Here is a 19,201-nt window from a genome sequence, read left to right on the forward strand (position 1 = left end):
CCTGCGTTTCATTAATGAACCCGTTTGCGCCCAAACCAGCTTTTAAGCACCAAGGTGGCGAGAGCCAGTAACAACAGCAGCGAAGCCACCGCAAAGGATGCCGAGAACTGATATTCGTTATACAAAATTTCCACATGGAGCGGCAATGTGTTCGTCTCTCCACGGATATGTCCCGAAACGACCGACACCGCCCCGAATTCACCCATCGCTCTCGCATTACACAAAATAATGCCATACAGCAGACCCCATTTGATATTCGGCAGCGTCACCTTCCAGAAAATACGCCAGCCGCGTGCGCCCAGCGTAACCGCCGCTTCTTCCTCCTGGTGTCCCTGATCCTCCATTAGCGGAATCAGCTCCCGCGCTACAAAAGGAAACGTGATGAACAGCGTCGCCAATATAATCCCCGGTAAGGCAAAAATAATTTTGATATCATGCTCATCCAGCCACGGCCCAAGCCATCCCTGTGCGCCGAATACCAGCACATACATCAATCCGCCGACAACAGGAGAGATGGCAAAGGGCAAATCAATCAGGGTGACCAGCAAGCCCTTGCCGCGAAATTGAAACTTTGTAATCAGCCAGGCGGCGGCTACGCCAAATACCGTATTCAACGGTACCGTTATCGCCGCCACCAGCAGCGTCAGCCGCAGCGCCGACATAGCGTCTGGGTCGCGTAACGCTTCAACATATACGCTCCAGCCCTGCTTGAGCGCTTCGGTAAGTACGATGATCAGCGGCAGTATCAGCACCCACAGCAAAGCCAGAAAAGCGGCACCGATCAGCGACCACTTCACCCAAGGGGCTTCGGTTGTGACCCTGTTGGGCGGTGCAGATGAAGGCACAGGTGCATGGGGAAGCTCCTGTCCGGTTATCGCTTGTGACATGATGTTTCTTCCTCCTTAAACAGCGGATGTACCGCTATCGTGTGAACCAAACGCATACTGTCCTGCGTGATAACGTTAGACAGTACGCCGCCGCGACCAGCGCTGAATGCTGTTAATCACCAGCAGCAGCAGGAATGAAATGACCAACAGCATCAATGCTACCGCCGTAGCTCCGGCATAGTCATTTTGCTCCAGCTTGGACATAATGAGCAGCGGCGCGATCTCGGTCTTCATCGGCATATTGCCGGAAATGAAGACGACTGAGCCATACTCCCCGATGCCACGGGCAAAGGCGAGCGCAAAGCCCGTCAGCAGCGGTGGTATCAGCTCGGGCACAATAACGCTGCGAAAGGTACGCCATCTGCCCGCTCCCAGCGTAGCGGCGACCTCCTCCTCGTCCTTGTCCAGCTCCTCCAGCACGGGCTGGACCGTCCGCACGACGAACGGGATGCCGATAAACATCAGCGCGAGCGTAATGCCCGTCTGCGAGTATGCCATCTTCCAGCCAAGCGGTTCGAACAACGAGCCGATCCAGCCATTTTGCGCATATAGAGCTGTCAAGGCAACACCCGCAACCGCTGTAGGCAATGCAAAGGGCAGATCAATCACCGCATCAAAAATCCGTTTTCCCGGAAATTCATAACGCACCAGCACCCAAGCGATCAGCAGGCCGAGGAACAGGTCAATCAGCGCCGCAGCGGCAGCGCACAAAAAGCTTACCTTGTAAGAAGCCAGTACCCTGACGTCAGTCGCCACATCCCAAAACTTCTCCCACGTCAATCCGGTTGAATTCAGGAGCAGCGCCGATAAAGGCACCAGCACTACCAGACTGAGGTACAGCACACTATATCCCATCGTTAACCCAAACCCGGGAAGTACGCGTTTGCGGGTGACTTGCACTTGACTCATGTTCTGTCCATCCCTCTCTACAATCCATTAACTTCCAGGTACATAAATTTGGTCAAAGATGCCCTTGTCGCTAAAATGCTTTTGCTGCGTCTCCTTCCACGTTCCGAATACATCCTTCAAGGTCACCCGCTCCAGCTCGGGAAATTGATTCTTGAACTTCGCCTTTACGCTATCCAGCGTTGGACGATAATAGTTCTCGGCAGCAATGGTTTGCCCCTCTTCGCTGTACAAATATTTCAAGTACGCATCCGCTACCTCGCGTGTACCTTTTTTATCCACAACCTTATCGACCACCGCTACCGGAGGTTCGGCCAAAATGCTGATCGACGGATACACGATATCGAATTTATCCGTACCCAGCTCCTTCACGGAAAGCAGCGCTTCATTCTCCCAAGCGATCAGCACGTCACCAATCCCGCGCTCTACAAAGGTTGTTGTCGCTCCACGCGCTCCGCTGTCCAGTACCGGCACATGCTTGTATAGCTCCTGTACAAACTGCTGGGCTTTAGCTTCATCGTTATTATTTTTCTTGAGCGCATAGGCCCATGCCGCAAGGTAGTTCCAGCGGGCCCCACCTGACGTCTTGGGGTTCGGCGTAATAACCTGCACATCACCTCGGATCAGATCGTCCCAGTCCTTAATTCCTTTCGGATTGCCCTTACGCACCAGCAGCACGATGGTTGAAGTGTATGGAGAGCTGTTATGCTCATATTTATCCTGCCATCCCTCTTTAATCATCCCTTTTTCCTGTAGCGCATCAATATCGTAGCCCAGAGCCAAGGTGACTACGTCCGCATCCAGCCCATCCTGAACAGAACGGCTTTGTTTGCCAGATCCTCCATGAGATTGCTTAATCGTGACCTTCTGTCCTTTCTCCTTCTCCCAGTGGGCGGCAAACGCCTTGTTATACGCCTCATACAGCTCACGGGTCGGATCATAAGAAACATTGAGCAGCTCCACATCCTTGGAGCCAGCAGCAGAGCTGCCATTCGCCTGTGTTTCTCCCTTACTTGCTCCGCAAGCACTTAACGTCAATGTCAAAACCAAAGATAGTCCGAGAATAAGTCCACTTTTCCATTTCTCTTTCATCAAGATCCCCCTAATTCTATGTAATTTAAAGAAACAAATTCATTTGCGCCTGTTATTGACAGGCATATTCAAAAAAAAGAGCGGAGAATTCCCTGATGCAGCCCTGATAGGTCAAACCTGTCGCGTGGACAGTGTCTGCCTGCTGTTCCTAGAGGTTCTCCGCCATAATGGCGAGATTATACTTTAATTCTTTAATTCCTACCTGTTTAATGAGTTATGTAGATATAATACGAGAGTTTACGAGCGTTGTCAAACCTTTTTTTGGGATGGATGATCTGTGCTTCGCTAGCTTGAGGGAATAAGAGGGGATAAAAGTCAGGAACAATAGGATGTTCCCGACTGCTTACAAGCTATTTTCATACACGAGGAACTGCTTAATTGGCGACCGTTTCGAGATTGACCGAAAAAACTCCAAAAAGCTTCGGATTATTTGTAGCTCTTCTCAACCACAGCTCGCCCGAGCCAACCATGACTCCCTGATAATTCACAAACAAGTCATCGGTCTTTTGATTCACCAAAGCCTCACGAATTGCGTCCGTAAAAATCTGATCATATTTGGCAATGAACTCTTTCTTGTTCGGAATCGTTAGCGCCTTTTCGCTGTCATTGACAAGCAAAGGGTAGAAAATGTAATTAGCCACCTTCTCCTTGTCATTGTCGGCAACAGCCTTCTGCAACGCTTTGAACGTGTTCAAAAACGCTTTAGGGTCCTGAATACCGGCTACCTCAAAAGGATTGTGGGATGGATTGACAGGTTTTGGGGAAGAAGAAGCATCCGATGAAGTGGTCGGGGCCGATGGACTTGACTTTTTCATATCAGTTCCGTTGTTTTCCGCACTCTGACTCTCTTTCGCTGCTTTTTCATTTTCGGCTGAACCGCTACGATTCGTATCAGCTCCATTTTCAATCGCACTTGTACTGCTTCCGGTCTCGACAGTTTCAGCATTCTTATCCTGGCCGCAGCCAGCGAGAGCTACGAATGTAAGCGTAAGTAAAATGGCTGTGAAGGACAGCCTCCGTGACATTTTCTGATTACCGTATTCTTGGGTTTTGGGCACAACGGGTCATCCTTTCTGCTTCTGCTTTCTGCTCTGACCTATTCTGTTCATTAAGTCTTCAACCGTTCTATTGTAACATAAGTAGACTAATGACCGCATGTCGTGCCCATATGGAAGGGGCTTACAGCGTAATATACGCGAAGGTTTTGACTGTTCCTGTGGAGCCATCGTCAGTCACTACATGTAAAAACAGCTCGTTGGAAGATTGGCTTCCAGCCTCATTCTGCTCCTCCGGCTTCACAAACAACAGATCATGCCGTTCTCCCGGCTGCAATCTTCGGCTGGAAAGTCCCTCCGTTTGATCTTGCAAGCCAGAGGTAGCAGAGGATGTAATCTTGTACTGTATAGGCTGCTTCCCCATATTTTTGATACTCACGTACAACTTTCGTCCCTCTTCAAACCTAAAAGGCATTCCTCCCTCTCCCCCAAATTGCGTGGTCTGATCATGTACAATGCGCTTCGTTACGCCCCCTTCCTCATTCTGCACACTTAACGGAGCAGCCGAGTGTGTCACACTCGCCGTGGATGTAGTATGCGTAGTCGTCGATAAGTTGGCAAAAGCGGCATATCCCACAATTGCCCCTGCAACCCCCATCCAAACCCACTTATCTACCATTTCATTTCCTCCTTCATATTTTCATACCATTCAGTCGTCACCATGATTACACAAATGGAATGGCTTATCTTCCACAAGAAAACGATCCAGCCAGGTCATTTTGAATATAAAATCGGGGGCAGATTCAATCAATCCGTTCACAACATTTAAGGAGCGAAGATTTTTCAGGTTTTGTATTTCAGGGGGTAGTGTACGAATTCCGCTATATTGAATATCCAGATACTCCAACTGCTGTAGCTCTCCAATCTCAGGTGGCAAATGCCGGAATGTCAATTTCTCCTTGGGAATCACCCTATAATCCGGCGCTGGACGGTCATAGCTTCCACAACCGATACTCAAGCCTTTGAGTCGGGTTAGCTTGGCAATGTCGGGTGGTAGCTCGTCGAGATCCGCTACTCGTATCGTCAATGACTCCAACGAATCTAACTCAAATAAAGCGGGCGAAAGTGTCCGTATGTCCTGCTCGAAAATAGTGAGATGCTTCAATAAACGTAATTCCCTGATCCGTTCGGGTATCTCCGTCAAATCAAAACCCATCAACTCCAACCGATCTGGCTGATGGCGAATGGCATCGTTCAGAAAAGCATCTATATCCCGATGCTCAGGCTTGTGAATGAACACACCGGGGATAAGCTCCTCCAATGCAGAAGCCTCTTCTCTGCCCATGTTCAGTCTGCCTATTCGCTCGTGAGCAACGTTGATGATCCAATCCTCTCCTTCGGCATTCTGGAAACACAAATCCTCAGGTACTTTCGGATGCATCCAGGAAAACAAGCTGGACGCGGCTCGCTTTAACAGCTCCCCCGCCGCCGGCGTACATTGGTATCGATAGAACGTTCCTTGTGTGTAGGCTATAGCATGTTTTCCTCTCATTTCCTCATAGGAATGCGTCGATAGCAAAAATGGATTCAATTGCTGTAACAGTTCCTTGAACATGAAATTCGTGTCAAAATCAATGTCCATGTCTTCTGTCACCCCTTCATGTACGCCCAGCATAAATGTGGCCGCCCGTTTCATAGCATAATCAATCAGCCGTTCATAGGCTGTTCCCCGGACATCGCAGTATAATTTGATCATGTCTCTCCCCCTATGTGATGCCCTCCAGCCTTACCATACAAAAAAAAGCCGAGCTCATATCTATTATGAGTCCGGCTGTCATATTTTTCAAACTTGTATTTTACTCTGTCACTGTTCCGTAGATCAGTACGGGAGCTTCGGCGTGATCCGCAATACGGATATTGGCGTAGATTTTCTCCAGCACTTGGGCCACATCTTCACGGTTCGCATGGATGGTAACCAGCGAATCGCCCACTTTTACAGCATCGCCGACCTTTTTGTTCAGCATCAGGCCGACAGCCAGATCAATCTCGGATTCTTTGGTTGCGCGTCCTGCTCCAAGCAGCATCGCAGCCGTACCGATTTCGTCAGCCACGATTTCAGCGACCACACCATCCTGCTTCGCAGGCACTTCGATGAGATACTGCGCTTGTGGCAAGCGTTCTGGATGATCCACAACCGAAGCGTCGCCGCCCTGATTGGCAATAAACTCTTTGAATTTCTCCAGCGCTTTTCCGTTGCGAATGACTTCTTTGAGCTTCTCTTCGGCGTCTTCGAGGGAATTTGCTTTACCAGCCAAAAATACCATCTGACTGCCCAAGGTCATACACAGCTCTTCCAGATCCTTTGGCCCTTCACCGCGCAATGTATCAATCGCTTCTTTGACTTCCAGCGAGTTACCGATGGCCAGACCCAGCGGCTGGCTCATATCGGAAATCACCGCCATCGTTTTACGACCGACGTTGTTACCGATGCTTACCATGGCATGTGCCAGTTGTTTGGCATCATCTACGGTTTTCATGAACGCGCCTGCACCTGTCTTCACATCGAGTACGATGGCATCGGAACCTGCAGCGATTTTTTTACTCATAATCGAGCTGGCAATCAGCGGAATCGAGTTTACCGTGGCGGTAACATCACGCAGCGCATACAGCTTTTTGTCCGCAGGTGTCAGATTACCGCTTTGTCCGATGACCGCAATTTTGCTGCGATTGACCAGATCCACGAATTCGTCCTTGCTGATTTCTACGTGGAAGCCTGCAATAGCCTCCAGCTTATCAATGGTTCCTCCGGTATGTCCGAGGCCGCGACCTGACATTTTCGCTACCGGAATATCCAAAGCCGCTACGAGCGGAGCCAGCACCAGCGTTGTCGTATCACCCACACCGCCAGTAGAATGCTTATCGACCTTCACGCCTTCAATCGCGGACAGATCAATTGTGTCACCTGAATGAACCATTGCCATCGTCAGATCCGCGCGTTCGCGCTCGGTCATATCTTTGAAGAAAATGGACATCGCCAACGCACTTACCTGATAGTCAGGAATTTCCCCTTGCGTGTAGCCTTGGATAATAAAATTAATTTCCTCGGTGGTCAGTTCTTTTCCATCACGCTTTTTCTCGATCAAGTCTACCATTCTCATATGTCATTTCTCCTCACTGTACGTATGATCGTTTACAGGGATATTGCTGTATCCAGTGCAACTTCCATCATTTCTTTAAAGGTCGTTTGCCGTTCTTCCGCTGTCGTTTCCTCACCTGTCAGCAAATGATCGCTTACCGTCAGAATCGTCAACGCATTTACGCCAAATTTGGCCGCCAGCGTGTACAATGCCGAAGTCTCCATCTCGACACCCAGTACGCCGTATTCCATCAGCTTTTGTGTAATTGATTTGTCATCACGATAAAAGCTGTCCGAGCTGAACACGTTGCCGACATGCATCTTCAAGCCCTTGGCAACACCGCGATCATAAGCGCCCTTCAACAAAGGGAAGCTGGCAATCGGCGAATAATCATAGCCGCCAAAGATATGGCGGTTCATGCCGGAATCCGTACAGGATGCCTGTGCCAAAATAACGTCACGTACATGCACATGCTCCTTCATCCCGCCGCACGTACCTACACGGAACAAGTTTTTCACACCGTACTCGCTAATCAGCTCATTGACATAAATACTGATGGACGGCAGTCCCATTCCGGTCCCCTGTACAGACAGACGTTTGCCCTGATACGTTCCCGTAAATCCGAGCATTCCGCGCACCTCGTTGTAGCAGGTCACGTCTTCCAGATAGGTTTCAGCAATAAATTTCGCCCGCAGCGGGTCTCCTGGCAACAAAATCGTTTCTGCAATCTCTCCAGGCTTGGCTCCAATGTGTACACTCATGTTTTTATTCCTCCGTCCCATTTGTCCGTGCTTATATCGTTACTTATGATCTTCCTTATTATTCTTGCTTGCGTCCTGCTTATTGAAGCTCTGCCAAAAAGCTTGTTCCGTGTTCAGGCAGCTTCACACCAAAGTTATCCGCTACCGTAGCTCCGATATCCGCAAACGTTTTACGTACCGCAAGCTCCTTGCCTCCAACTGCAAAACGTGGGGAATACGCCAACAGAGGCACATATTCACGTGTATGATCCGTTCCCCGATACGTCGGGTCATTCCCATGGTCTGCAGTGATGATCAGCAGATCGTCATCGGTCATTTTAGCGAATACCTCCGGCAGACGGGCATCATAATCGTCCAAAGCCTGACCATATCCCTGCGGATTACGGCGGTGACCGTATACAGCGTCAAAATCGACCAGATTCAAGAAGCTTAATCCGGTAAAATCTTCATCCAGCGTAGCCACCAGCTTATCCATACCGTCCATATTGGACACGGTGCGCACAGCTTTCGTCACACCCTCGCCGTCATAAATGTCGGAGATTTTACCCAATGCGATCACATCCAGACCTGCATCCTTCAGCTCGTTCATCGTAGTACGACCAAACGGCTTGAGCGCATAATCATGGCGATTGGAGGTGCGAGAGAAGTTCCCCGCCTCACCTACAAACGGACGCGCAATAATCCGGCCCAGCATGTACGGGTCTTCCAGCGTGATTTTACGGCAGAACTCGCAAATCTCATAAAGCTCCTTCAAAGGCACAACTTCCTCATGCGCTGCAATTTGCAGCACTGAATCTGCCGATGTATAGATAATGAGCGCTCCTGTTTTCACATGTTCCTCGCCCAGCTCGTCAATGATTTCCGTTCCGCTGGCAGGCTTGTTGCCAATGACTTTGCGGCCCGTATGCTCCTCAATGCGCTGAATCAGCTCATCCGGAAAACCATCAGGGAATACGCGGAAAGGAACCGCAATATTCAGGCCCATGATTTCCCAGTGTCCGGTCATTGTATCCTTACCGTTGGACGCTTCCTGCATTTTGGTGTAATACGCCAAAGGTTTCTCGGCGGCTTGCACCCCTTCAATAGAACGAATATTGGACAGACCGAGCTTACCCATATTCGGCATGTTCAGACCGCCGCGTTCGCGGGCAATATGACCAAGTGTATCTACATCGTAATCATCAAACTGGGCAGCATCCGGCGCTTCGCCGATCCCCACAGAGTCCATAACAACCAAGTGAATCCGTTTGAATTTAGACATGATGAAATTCCTTTCCTAACTTGCTGTTTTTTTTACAAAAACAACCCTGCAATCGTTGCCGACAGCACGCTAACCAGCGTCGCCCCGTACAACAGCTTCAGACCAAAGCGGGCCACCACATTTCCCTGTTTTTCATGCAGACCCTTCACAGCCCCGGAAATGATACCGATGGACGAGAAGTTTGCAAAGGATACGAGGAACACCGATACGATCCCGACCGTGCGCTCAGACAAGCCTGTTTGCTTGGTCAGATCCAGCATGGCCACAAATTCATTGGATACGAGCTTGGTAGCCATAATGCTACCCGCCTGAACTGCTTCGTTCCACGGAATACCCATGACAAAAGCGAATGGCGCAAACACATATCCAAGCAACGCCTGAAAGCTGATTCCAAACAACCAGGAGAAAATCCCGTTAACCATGGCAATCAGCGCCACAAAACCGATCAGCATCGCAGCTACCGTAATAGCAACCTTGAAACCGTCCATAATATACTCCCCGAGCATTTCGAAGAAGGACTGCTTCTCTTCCTCCTGAACCTCCAGTAAATCATCTTCTTTTTCAATCTTGTACGGATTAATAATCGAAGAGATAATAAAGCCGCCGAACAGGTTCAATACCAGTGCGGTAACCACATATGTGGGGTTCAACATTTGCATGTAGGCTCCCACAATCGACATGGACACCGTAGACATCGCAGACGCACATAGCGTATACAGTCGATGCTTGGGCAGAAGACCAATTTGCTTTTTAACGGAAATAAACACCTCGGATTGACCCAAGATAGCCGAAGCTACAGCGTTGTAGGATTCCAGTTTACCCATTCCGTTTACTTTGCTCAAGACAAGCCCTATATATTTAATAATAAAAGGTAACACTTTTACATATTGCAAAATACCAATCAGCGCGGATATGAACACGATTGGCAGCAGTACACCGATAAAGAACGGTGCTGCTCCTTCATTCGCAATTCCTCCAAAAACAAAGTTAATCCCTTCAGTTGCATATGCCAAAAGACTATTAAAACCTTTTGCAAAACCTTTGACCAGAAATTCACCAATCCCAGTATTCAGCAATACAAAAGCCAGCGCCGCCTGCAATACAACCATAACCACTAGCGGGCGATACCTGATTTTACGTTTGTCACTGCTGGCAACGTAAGTAAGTGCAAATACAACGAGCAGTCCCACCAGAGCGATTACATATTTCATTTTAATTTCCCCCTTATTACATTAAGCGCTTACATTACCCATAAAAAGAATGCGCTCCGAAAGAGGCATTCTTTTTTTTATTTCCCCAGATCCGCAGGTCGAAAGGCTCCCGGCAGTAGTTGATCCACCGTCCACTCTTCCGTGTTGCCATGAAGGTTGGTCAGATAGACTTTGGTATCTGGTTGAGCAAATTCGGAAATCACCTGACGACAGGCTCCGCATGGAGACACAGGCCCTTCCGTATCTGCTACAACCGCAATGGCATCAATTTTACGGCAGCCTTCGGATACCATTTTAAAAATCGCTGTCCGTTCCGCACAATTGCATAAGCCGTAGGAGGCATTTTCCACATTACATCCGTGATAAATCGTGCCATCGCTTCCGAGAACCGCAGCACCCACTTGAAAATTCGAGTACGGAACATATGCCTGTTTACGCGCCTCAAGCGCTTTCTGAATCAATTGATCCTTCATCGCGAATCCCTCCATGGCTTTAAAATGAACTTAGTAGGAAGATGTAGACTGCTGGCCCTCGATGATCGCCACACCGGAACTTGCACCGATCCGGCTTGCGCCCGCTTCTACTAATTTCTGTACGTCTTCCAGACTGCGTACGCCGCCGGAAGCCTTAACACCAATCTCAGGTCCTACGGTTTTGCGCATCAAAGCCACATCTTCCACAGTAGCTCCGCCTGTAGAGAAGCCTGTCGAGGTTTTCACATAATTAGCTCCTGCTTTGACGGACAGCTCGCAAGCCAGCACCTTTTCTTCATCTGTCAGCAAGCATGCTTCAATAATTACTTTTACCAGTGTACCCGCGGCTGCTTCCACGACTGCACGGATATCCTGCTCGACGAGTTGTAAATCACGCGCCTTCAAAGCGCCTATATTAATAACCATATCCACTTCAGTCGCACCGTTAGCAATAGCATCCTTCGTTTCGAACGCTTTCGTTGCCGACGTATTGGCTCCCAGCGGGAAACCGATAACGGTGCAGATGTTCACGCCTGTACCTGCCAGTTGCTCAGCCGAATAAGCTACCCATGCCGGGTTCACACATACGGAAGCAAACTGATATTTCTTCGCCTCAGCGGTCAACTTCGTAATTTCATCCTTCGTCGCGTCTGCGCGCAACAATGTATGATCGATCAATCCTGCAATGTTCATTCTTTAAACGCTCCTTCATTGAAAAGATAGTATGAGGACTGATGTCCTTTACTTCTCTGTGATAAGACCATCATAGCACGGCATTGAACATATGTAAAACACATTTTGAAATTATGTTCAAGCCTCCACATAAGACGTTTACCTACAGTTCAAATTACCCATAGGCGCACACCAAAACTGTATGTTTAGTCTGATTAATGCAAAATGCTCTACTGTAAAAGTGCCTGTGCCGTAAACTGGTCTGTCACCAAAATATTCGCATACTTACCACGGAGCGATGCCCGGATTGCCTCCACTTTGCGCTGTCCTCCAGCTACAAGAATGGACTTCTCCTTCTTACGCAAATCAGGCAGATCAATACCAACGGTACGACTGTTAATTTCCTGACTGCATATATTGCCCTCATCATCAAAAAAGCGTGAGCAAATATCGCCCTTCCCAATTTTTCGCAACAGCTTCTGCTCCTCATGGTTAAAATAGCCCAATCTGAATAGCAGCGCATCCTCCTTGACCGTCCCCACCGTAAACACGGCAATATTCGCCTGCTTGCCAAGCTCAATGATACGCTGAATGTGCCGATCCTCCTCGACCATTTTCTTGACAGCGTAACTATCAAAAATCACAGGTAGCGGCAAGTACCGTGCAATCGTGTGAAAGGCTTCCGCGAACAAATTCACCGTCTCCACGGCATACGTGTTGACATGCGAATGGCTTACGCCTCCTTTGAGCTGAACGACCTCGACGCCCTTCACCTGCTTTTGCTGGAGATGGAGCGCCACCGCATGCATCGTCGTTCCCCACGTCACTCCAATAATATCCGCATCTTGTACCGTTTCATGCAAATAATCGGCAGCTTTTTTGCTAATATGCTTCTTGATCTCCTGATATTCATTTAACGGCGAATAGCAGACCAGAACGGTATCCAGCCCGTATTTCTTCTTGACCTGCTCTCCAAGCTCATCCATATCCTCCATCGGATCAACAATACTGATTCTCACATATCCCTGTTCCTTGGCAGCTTGAAGCAACCGCGATACCGTGGGACGCGATACCCCGAGTCTGACTGCAATTTCTTGCTGGCTATAGTCGTTCAGATAGTATAATCTGGCTGCCTCGATACTTAGACGCTGCTTTTCATGATCCATTCTACCTCAACCCGCTTATCTTAAAATGTAGTGCCACCAGACGCCTTGCCTTGGCCATTTGGAAGATTTAACTGCTATTTTGTGATATTCTGTGAATAGAACCTGACTACATTGCACCTTCAACTTTATCTTTCCATTTGTTAAAACGCAATAGTTAACCCATTTTAACGTCACTTCACAACCTGTGGTAGTCTTATCTGAAATGTAAGGAGAATTGTCCTATGTCCGAATTTATTGTGTGCAGACTGGCGAGCAAAACGTTCGCTTTAAACTTTGTAGAAGTGGAAGAAGTCATGAATGCCAGGAAAGGAACACCGCTTCCTTTTTCCGAATCATGGCATGAAGGAATGGTCACTATTCGAGGTGACGTATTTACGATCTTGAATTTGCGCAAAAAACTGCTGCTCCCTGCTTCAAGCGAGTCCTCCGAGGACAAAATGATTTTGCTCAGCCGGGCAAAAATTGCTCTGCTCGTCGATCAGGTGGAGGATACAGCTTCCGCCCTGGACAGCCAGTTGAAAAGCAACGAGGAAGAGTGGCAGCGCGAGCTGTTTCCTACCGTACTGGAGCATCAGGGCGCCCTCGTTCCGGTGATCGATATGGACGCTTTTCTCGCTTCGACCAAGACGAATTAAGCGTATTGATGTAAAATACCACCCAAAGCTTGAGCGGTCTCGCGCTCATCTTTTGGGTGGTATTTTGCGTTAAGGGGCGTGAAACCTACGCCATCCCTCTATACGGTCCCCTGTCCGTCCTTCATGTGAACCAGCGTGTTCAACTGTTCCAGCAGCGTATTCCCGCCAGTCAGTGAAATTGTACCAATCTTCTCACATATTTTTTCCAGAAACTCCAGCTCTTTGAGACGGTAGAGGGTGGCATTTTCGTCCATCAGCTTGGCGGTATTTAGCAAACTGCGAGTAGATGCTGTCTCTTCGCGCCGTGTGATGAGATTGGCTTGCGCTTTTTTCTCTGCCAGCAGCACCGTGTTCAAAATATCCTTGATATCCCCTGGTAAAATGATATCCTTCACCCCTGCCGACGTAAAAGTAACCCCATATTCGCCGCTCCGCTCGTTCAGTCGGGTCAAGACATATTCCGCAATTTCCTGCTTCATTTTCAGCAAATCATCCAGCTTCATCATTCCGACATACTCACGCAGCACCAGTTGGAGCATAATGTACATTTGTTCCTCGAATGCCCGGAATTCCAGCGCCCGCAGTGGGTCAACAATGCGGTACTGACAGACGAAGTTCAGGCGCAGTGTGATTTTATCCTCAGTCATGATTTCCTGCCCTATCAGGTCCATCTGCTGCTGTCGCAAATCTATCGTTCTGATCTCCGTGTTCACCGTCGACATCCAGAAATAATATTTACCCGGCTTCAGCTCGCCTTGCAGCACGTTATCATAATACAGGAAGCCCAGCTCATAGCTTGCCACCTGAAGCGCCTTCCAGAAGCCCTGTGTCTTGGCCAAAAAGGCTTGCCCCAGCGCCTTGTCAATCGCAGGCTGCCGGGTATCCGCATGAACAAAACGATGCTTCTTGAGCACGTTCCAGAAAGCATATTTACCAGCAGGCAGCAGCTCCACGAACCGATTATCCTCATAATGGAGCACATATTCATAATCCTCTACATCCACAACATTTAGTTGCTCCAGCAGAACGGAATCCGTCAAAAATAAACGAATATCGTGATCTGGTACAAAAAATGGTTCAGCAACATTCAAAATCTCAACCGTCTCCTGCTGAAATGTCTTCAATACGTAAGTCCCCGGCAGCAGCAGCTTGTGATAACTTCCCTTTTTAAACAGCAGCCCGCGCTCATCCGATTTAATCGTTATTTTCTTAAACATCGTATCACTCCTAATCATTAAAATCCTCAGCTTAAAAGTGTGCATTTTTATGTAGGGCGGCTCCGCGATCCATTTGATCTTCCGATCGCTGTTGCAGTGGAATTCCACTGCAAAGGCGAACGCTTCGCTTCTTCAGATTCAAACGGATCGCTCCGCTGTTCGCACAATATAGTCAAAACACATTTTTAAAATGAGGATTCTTCATTTTTATTCGTTGTAGTAGGGGTAGTGACCCTTGCAGAGCATCCCTCGGGGTGGCGGGCGGGGCCAAGCTTAAGGAGAAAAGAAGTCACCGTAGGTTTCCGTGTCCCAAAGATCGAGTCCATCCGTCCAACTTCGACTGTGAACTCGCATCTCCCGAAGCTTCGGAGCCTGTCGGCGCTTGCTCTCCCCGGTATCCGTTGGCCGCATAGCCACCTCCCCGTCTCTGTCATGTGGACCAGACATGGGATACTCTTAGGGTCTTTGTAATGGTTTTTTGGATTTTTTGAATACTCTACCATGAGTCGCGTGGAAGGCGATTGGGATTCGAACCCTAATTTGGTGGATACATCAGATTTACAGGATACCTCACCCGATCAGGCAGGCACTGCGGGACCATTCGAAATCCTCACCTCGGTAATATCTTTCTGTATCAGCCTTTATCATTATCACGCACACTCGCACTCACGAACATGGCGAAAGTATTACGACCCCTAAATAAAACAAAAAAAGACACCTGAGAAGCACATTCGCTTCCCTCGTGTCTTTTGTCATATTGCAATGTATGTAAACTTCCTCATTCCCTAAACCATTCACACCATTAGATGTTCACCCTATGAGTTATTCATCCCATTAACCATTCACCCTAATAAACGTTAAGTATACAAAAAAAGAATCTTCGAAGTCTTTAAATCTCTAAGTCCTTTTGCCCTTCCCCCATTGCTCCACACCATTTCGGAAAAATGAGTTACTTTGTGGCGGGTAGTAGCGGAGCGGAGGGGTTGAATCTGGAGAAGCGTGAGCGTTCGCCTTTGCAGTGGGATTCTTACCTCTACATGTCTTACACAATCCGAAGAATCCCACTGCAACAGCGATCGAAAGATCAACCCCTTCGCGGAGCGCTTTCTCCCACCACAACCCCACTCATTTTTCCCGCCCAAAATACCCTTCTATTTTCCAATCCACGCCAACCTGCGTCACGCTCAAATCCTGCAACGCCACCGCATCGCTCATAGCGGACACGCCTTCTCCCCCGAGAAAGCCCGGTGCTCCACGCCCTCCAACCAGCTTCGGCGCAATATACAGCACGAGCTTGTCAGCCAGTCCTTGCTGCACGAACGAAGCGTTCACCTCGGCTCCGCCCTCCACGAACACCGAAGACACCTCCGCTGCGCCCAAAATATCCAGCATTTGCGGCAGGTTGACCCGATCACTGTTTTCATCCTGTGTCGGATATACCTTTACACCCAACTGTTCCAGTTGATCCCGCTTGCCTTCATCATAAGCACGTCCTGTAAATATCCAGGTAGGCGCCTCGCCATCTGTAATGACACGGGCATCCAAAGGAATACGTAGCGTGCTGTCCAGAATAATGCGAATCGGATTCCGGCCTTCCGGCAGACGAGTCGTCAGCTGCGGATTATCGTGAATGACTGTCTGTACACCGACCAGTATCCCTACATGCTCGTTACGAAGGCGATGCACATCCTCCCGTGCCACCTCGGACGTAATCCATTTGCTTTCCGAGGTCCGGGTGGCGATTTTACCATCCAGCGTCACCGCTGATTTGATCGTGATAAAAGGACGCTTGCTCACGATATATTTGTTAAACACTTCATTCATGCGGACAGATTCCTGCTCACATACCCCAACGATGACCTCAATACCCGCATCCTTCAGGATTTGTACCCCTCTGCCCGAAACCAGCGGGTTCGGGTCCAGCGCCGCAATAACGACCCGACGAATGCCAGCCTTCACAATCGCTTCCGCGCACGGGCCTGTCCGTCCATGGTGGGAACACGGCTCCAGCGTCACATAAATGGTCGCTCCCTGGGCATGTTCACCCGCCATACGCAAAGCATGAATCTCCGCATGTGGCTCACCGGGCTTCAGATGAGCGCCAATCCCGACAATGCGGCCGTTGTTCACAATGACCGAACCGACGAGCGGATTCGGTTCTGTTTGTCCCTTGGCACTTTTGGCATTTTCCAGCGCCAGGCGCATATATTCCTCGTGAGTGGTCATAGAACCTCCCTGAAATCGAAATCCCGCAAATGGCCGGACCGTTCCACCTTCGTATTCAAATACCGTTCATTATATTGCGACACATCGCCCCATAGCGGCATACGTCCTGCGACATTCATACCGGATTGCTTCAAGGCTTCCAGCTTTTTAGGGTTATTCGTAATTAAGGTTACCGGTTTTTGTCTCAGATGACGGAGCACACTAATCGCATCTGCATAATTGCGGGTATCATCTTCAAAGCCCAATTGGTGGTTAGCTTCGACGGTATCCATGCCTTCCTCCTGCAAAATGTAAGCCATCGCTTTGCTAAACAAGCCGATCCCACGGCCCTCATGGTTCGCCAGATAGAACAACGCACCCGTTTCGTGCTCCACAATCATTTTCATGGACTGGTGGAGCTGAAATCCGCAATCACAACGCTTGCTACCAAAAATATCCCCAGTATGGCAAATACTATGCATACGAACAAGTGCATTTTCCGACTGCTGAAGATCACCGTACACCAATACGCTCGATTGTTGTCCTTCTGCCAAATCCAGCGTGGACAAACGCTTCACAATCGTGTCAGCGGTAGCATTCAGCAGATCCTGACGATCTTCCTCATCCCGTACAGGCAACCAGCAGTACCATTGGAAAACAACTGTTTCCCCTTCCAAATTAACTGGCAGCTTGATCGGTCCTACCAAAATTGTCGAAGATTGCTCCCCGCGAATCGTTTGGATTTTATCGTTAAGTAGCGTAGCTACGTCTTTTTGGTTCATCTCTCTACACCATCCTTTATATAAGCTTACTTCTATATGGCTTGATTTTCTGCTTGTAAAAAATGTCTATGAAACGTGGATTCCATCGTAAGCTGTCGTTCCTGAAGCTCGGTGACAGCCTGCCGCCGCCCGTCTTCGAACGCCTTTAGGCCCGCTGCGGTATATCCACCCTCCTGACGCAAACGAAGAAGCTCACTCGCCAGTACATCGGCATCCTTCAATGCTGCATTCAAGCCAAAAGCTCCAGTAGGTGTCATGGTATGCGCCGCATCTCCAATAAGGACCAGTCCGTTCTGCGACCACGTATCACTGCGGCTACTGAAAATATCCAACGGCACGAAGTCCCTCCACGAACGAATGTGATCATGCACGTTATGCTCCAGATCGGGAAATGCCTCCACTAACAACTGTATGAACGGTTCAAACGACTGCTTAAACAAGGTAGGAAAGCTGCCTTCCTCTACATTCCAGCCAATCTGAATATAGCCCTCAGCCTGCGAAAATAAAGACAACTGCCGTCCATTAACTAATGCCAGACGTGTGACAGGCTCCCATCCGGCAGGTGCCGTAATTTTGGCCCACAGCAGATCATAGCCGTGTCTGATAATCGTCACTGGCAACTGCGCCAGCTTGCGCACGGTCGAATAGCGACCATCTGCCCCGACAATCACAGAGCTGCGAATCGTAACCTCATCGCCGTTCTTATCGCGGGCGGTCAAGCCTGTGTAGCCTTGCTTGCTGTCGCCTTCCAGCGCAGTCACCGTCGTGCCCGCCAAACAACGGAAGGACGCATACGTTGACGCCTGCTTCAGCAGAGCCTCTAAAAAACGGGGCTGTGGAATGTGAACACCCACATTACCGTCCGCTGGCTCAATCGTCTTCACCTGCTGCTGATGCTCCCAATATTCGATTCTCGTCGAAGTGAGGACGTAGTCCTCATGAATTTGTTCGAGCAGCTTATGCTTTTGGAGCACTTGCAGACCCTCATCATTTAAAATTTCGCCGCGAAAGGCCTTTCCCGCCACGCTCTGCCGCTCAACCAATATCGTCGAAACACCTTGCTCCGCCAACAAACAGGATAACAAGGTCCCGACTGGTCCCCCTCCAACTACGCACACTTCACATTCCAGCTTCATCTGACTTCCTCCTGCATACCAAAGCACTGGCCTCAACTGTTAGCCCATACCTAACCCACTTTAACTTTTTCATATCCTCTATTTATATAAATCTTCTTTATCATGTATATATGAATCTTCGTGTCCAATCCATTAAGTTACTTTATGTAACAGAGTATATTTATATCATTCAATTTCGTCAAGTAATAAATTTATGTAAAGTAAAATCATTTACTTTTTACAGTGGATCGTTAATAATAGGAGCATGAGGTGATCACATGAACATTCCGCAAATGTGCCCACGGTTTGAAAAAGCTATGGAGTTACTGAGCAAGCGTTGGACGGTGTTAATCGTATTTCAGCTAACTAACGGTCCACAACGTTTCGTCGCTATTGAGAATTCAATCCCCAATTTAAGCGGGAAGGTCCTTTCCGATCGCTTGAAGGAGCTTGAGGAAGAAGGGATTGTACTACGTATGGTCTATCCCGAAAAGCCGGTTCGGATCGAATACTCCCTTACGGATAAGGGACGCGATTTAGCTCCATTGTTTGATCATATCGGTACTTGGGCTACCCGCTGGGTTGAAGTTTTGCCAGCACTTGAGCAACAATAGCCTGCGTTAAACCAACACGGACACAGACTGCTAACATGCCAAAGAACGCCTTTGCCCCGAGCACAATTTGTA

The 19,201-nt window shown here is 48.8% G+C and carries 20 protein-coding genes; 2 read left to right on the plus strand and 18 right to left on the minus strand.

Going from position 1 to position 19,201, the window contains the following annotated elements; all coding sequences use genetic code 11:
* Positions 1-11: 11 nt before the first annotated feature.
* The 13 genes from cysW to AC0WRU_RS21230 all read right to left on the minus strand — a co-directional run bounded on the left by cysW (position 12) and on the right by AC0WRU_RS21230 (position 12,561).
* The gene (gene cysW / locus AC0WRU_RS21170) at positions 12-887 is read right to left on the minus strand and encodes a sulfate ABC transporter permease subunit CysW (protein WP_476126213.1); all 876 of its coding nucleotides are present in this window, start codon (positions 885-887) and stop codon (positions 12-14) included.
* A 75-nt stretch (positions 888-962) separates the two neighbouring features.
* The gene (cysT, locus tag AC0WRU_RS21175; protein WP_025686137.1) at positions 963-1,796 is read right to left on the minus strand and encodes a sulfate ABC transporter permease subunit CysT; all 834 of its coding nucleotides are present in this window, start codon (positions 1,794-1,796) and stop codon (positions 963-965) included.
* Positions 1,797-1,823: 27 nt separating this feature from the next.
* The gene (locus tag AC0WRU_RS21180; RefSeq protein WP_476126214.1) at positions 1,824-2,885 is read right to left on the minus strand and encodes a sulfate ABC transporter substrate-binding protein; all 1,062 of its coding nucleotides are present in this window, start codon (positions 2,883-2,885) and stop codon (positions 1,824-1,826) included.
* Positions 2,886-3,259: 374 nt separating this feature from the next.
* Entirely contained in the window at positions 3,260-3,943 is a 684-nt protein-coding gene (locus AC0WRU_RS21185; protein ID WP_476126215.1) for a hypothetical protein, read from the minus strand.
* A 121-nt stretch (positions 3,944-4,064) separates the two neighbouring features.
* Positions 4,065-4,559 (minus strand): hypothetical protein, encoded by a 495-nt coding sequence (locus tag AC0WRU_RS21190; RefSeq protein ID WP_476126216.1) that lies wholly within the window; start codon positions 4,557-4,559, stop codon positions 4,065-4,067.
* Between the two features lie 30 nt (positions 4,560-4,589).
* Entirely contained in the window at positions 4,590-5,636 is a 1,047-nt protein-coding gene (locus AC0WRU_RS21195; RefSeq protein ID WP_476126217.1) for a leucine-rich repeat domain-containing protein, read from the minus strand.
* 100 nt (positions 5,637-5,736) lie between these two features.
* Positions 5,737-7,038 carry a pyrimidine-nucleoside phosphorylase gene (locus AC0WRU_RS21200; RefSeq protein WP_476126218.1) on the minus strand — a complete coding sequence of 434 codons (1,302 nt, stop codon included), beginning with the start codon at positions 7,036-7,038 and terminating at the stop codon, positions 5,737-5,739.
* Between the two features lie 32 nt (positions 7,039-7,070).
* The gene (gene deoD, locus AC0WRU_RS21205; protein ID WP_025686143.1) at positions 7,071-7,778 is read right to left on the minus strand and encodes a purine-nucleoside phosphorylase; all 708 of its coding nucleotides are present in this window, start codon (positions 7,776-7,778) and stop codon (positions 7,071-7,073) included.
* 79 nt (positions 7,779-7,857) lie between these two features.
* Complete coding sequence (gene deoB / locus AC0WRU_RS21210) at positions 7,858-9,039, minus strand: phosphopentomutase (protein ID WP_476126219.1); 1,182 nt, start codon at positions 9,037-9,039, stop codon at positions 7,858-7,860.
* A 32-nt stretch (positions 9,040-9,071) separates the two neighbouring features.
* Positions 9,072-10,250 (minus strand): NupC/NupG family nucleoside CNT transporter, encoded by a 1,179-nt coding sequence (locus tag AC0WRU_RS21215; RefSeq protein WP_476126220.1) that lies wholly within the window; start codon positions 10,248-10,250, stop codon positions 9,072-9,074.
* 77 nt (positions 10,251-10,327) lie between these two features.
* Positions 10,328-10,723: a cytidine deaminase gene (locus AC0WRU_RS21220; protein ID WP_025686146.1), complete on the minus strand. Its 396-nt coding sequence runs from the start codon at positions 10,721-10,723 to the stop codon at positions 10,328-10,330.
* Between the two features lie 30 nt (positions 10,724-10,753).
* Positions 10,754-11,416, minus strand: coding sequence for a deoxyribose-phosphate aldolase (deoC, locus tag AC0WRU_RS21225; RefSeq protein ID WP_025686147.1), 663 nt, complete (start codon positions 11,414-11,416; stop codon positions 10,754-10,756).
* 209 nt (positions 11,417-11,625) lie between these two features.
* Positions 11,626-12,561 carry a sugar-binding transcriptional regulator gene (locus AC0WRU_RS21230; protein ID WP_025686148.1) on the minus strand — a complete coding sequence of 312 codons (936 nt, stop codon included), beginning with the start codon at positions 12,559-12,561 and terminating at the stop codon, positions 11,626-11,628.
* 221 nt (positions 12,562-12,782) lie between these two features.
* Between AC0WRU_RS21230 and AC0WRU_RS21235 the strand changes: the two genes are divergently transcribed.
* On the plus strand, positions 12,783-13,196 hold the full coding sequence (locus tag AC0WRU_RS21235) for a chemotaxis protein CheW (protein ID WP_025686149.1): 414 nt from the start codon (positions 12,783-12,785) through the stop codon (positions 13,194-13,196).
* A 98-nt stretch (positions 13,197-13,294) separates the two neighbouring features.
* On the opposite strand, the gene AC0WRU_RS21240 is transcribed toward AC0WRU_RS21235, so the two are convergent.
* The 5 genes from AC0WRU_RS21240 to AC0WRU_RS21260 form a co-directional block, all read right to left on the minus strand.
* Entirely contained in the window at positions 13,295-14,413 is a 1,119-nt protein-coding gene (locus AC0WRU_RS21240) for a slipin family protein (RefSeq protein WP_476126221.1), read from the minus strand.
* 273 nt (positions 14,414-14,686) lie between these two features.
* Positions 14,687-14,824: a hypothetical protein gene (locus AC0WRU_RS21245; RefSeq protein ID WP_245233440.1), complete on the minus strand. Its 138-nt coding sequence runs from the start codon at positions 14,822-14,824 to the stop codon at positions 14,687-14,689.
* A gap of 714 nt (positions 14,825-15,538) precedes the next feature.
* Positions 15,539-16,639 (minus strand): bifunctional diaminohydroxyphosphoribosylaminopyrimidine deaminase/5-amino-6-(5-phosphoribosylamino)uracil reductase RibD, encoded by a 1,101-nt coding sequence (gene ribD, locus AC0WRU_RS21250; protein WP_476126222.1) that lies wholly within the window; start codon positions 16,637-16,639, stop codon positions 15,539-15,541.
* Entirely contained in the window at positions 16,636-17,400 is a 765-nt protein-coding gene (locus tag AC0WRU_RS21255) for a GTP cyclohydrolase II (protein WP_476126224.1), read from the minus strand. The genes ribD and AC0WRU_RS21255 overlap by 4 nt, the downstream gene beginning before the upstream one ends.
* A 32-nt stretch (positions 17,401-17,432) precedes the next feature.
* Positions 17,433-18,536 carry an FAD-dependent monooxygenase gene (locus tag AC0WRU_RS21260; protein ID WP_476126226.1) on the minus strand — a complete coding sequence of 368 codons (1,104 nt, stop codon included), beginning with the start codon at positions 18,534-18,536 and terminating at the stop codon, positions 17,433-17,435.
* Between the two features lie 257 nt (positions 18,537-18,793).
* Here AC0WRU_RS21260 and AC0WRU_RS21265 point away from each other — a divergent pair, with 257 nt between their 5' ends.
* On the plus strand, positions 18,794-19,129 hold the full coding sequence (locus AC0WRU_RS21265; protein WP_025686155.1) for a winged helix-turn-helix transcriptional regulator: 336 nt from the start codon (positions 18,794-18,796) through the stop codon (positions 19,127-19,129).
* The last annotated feature ends 72 nt before the right edge of the window (positions 19,130-19,201 follow it).

The sequence above is a fragment of the Paenibacillus sp. 1-8 genome (assembly GCF_056316205.1).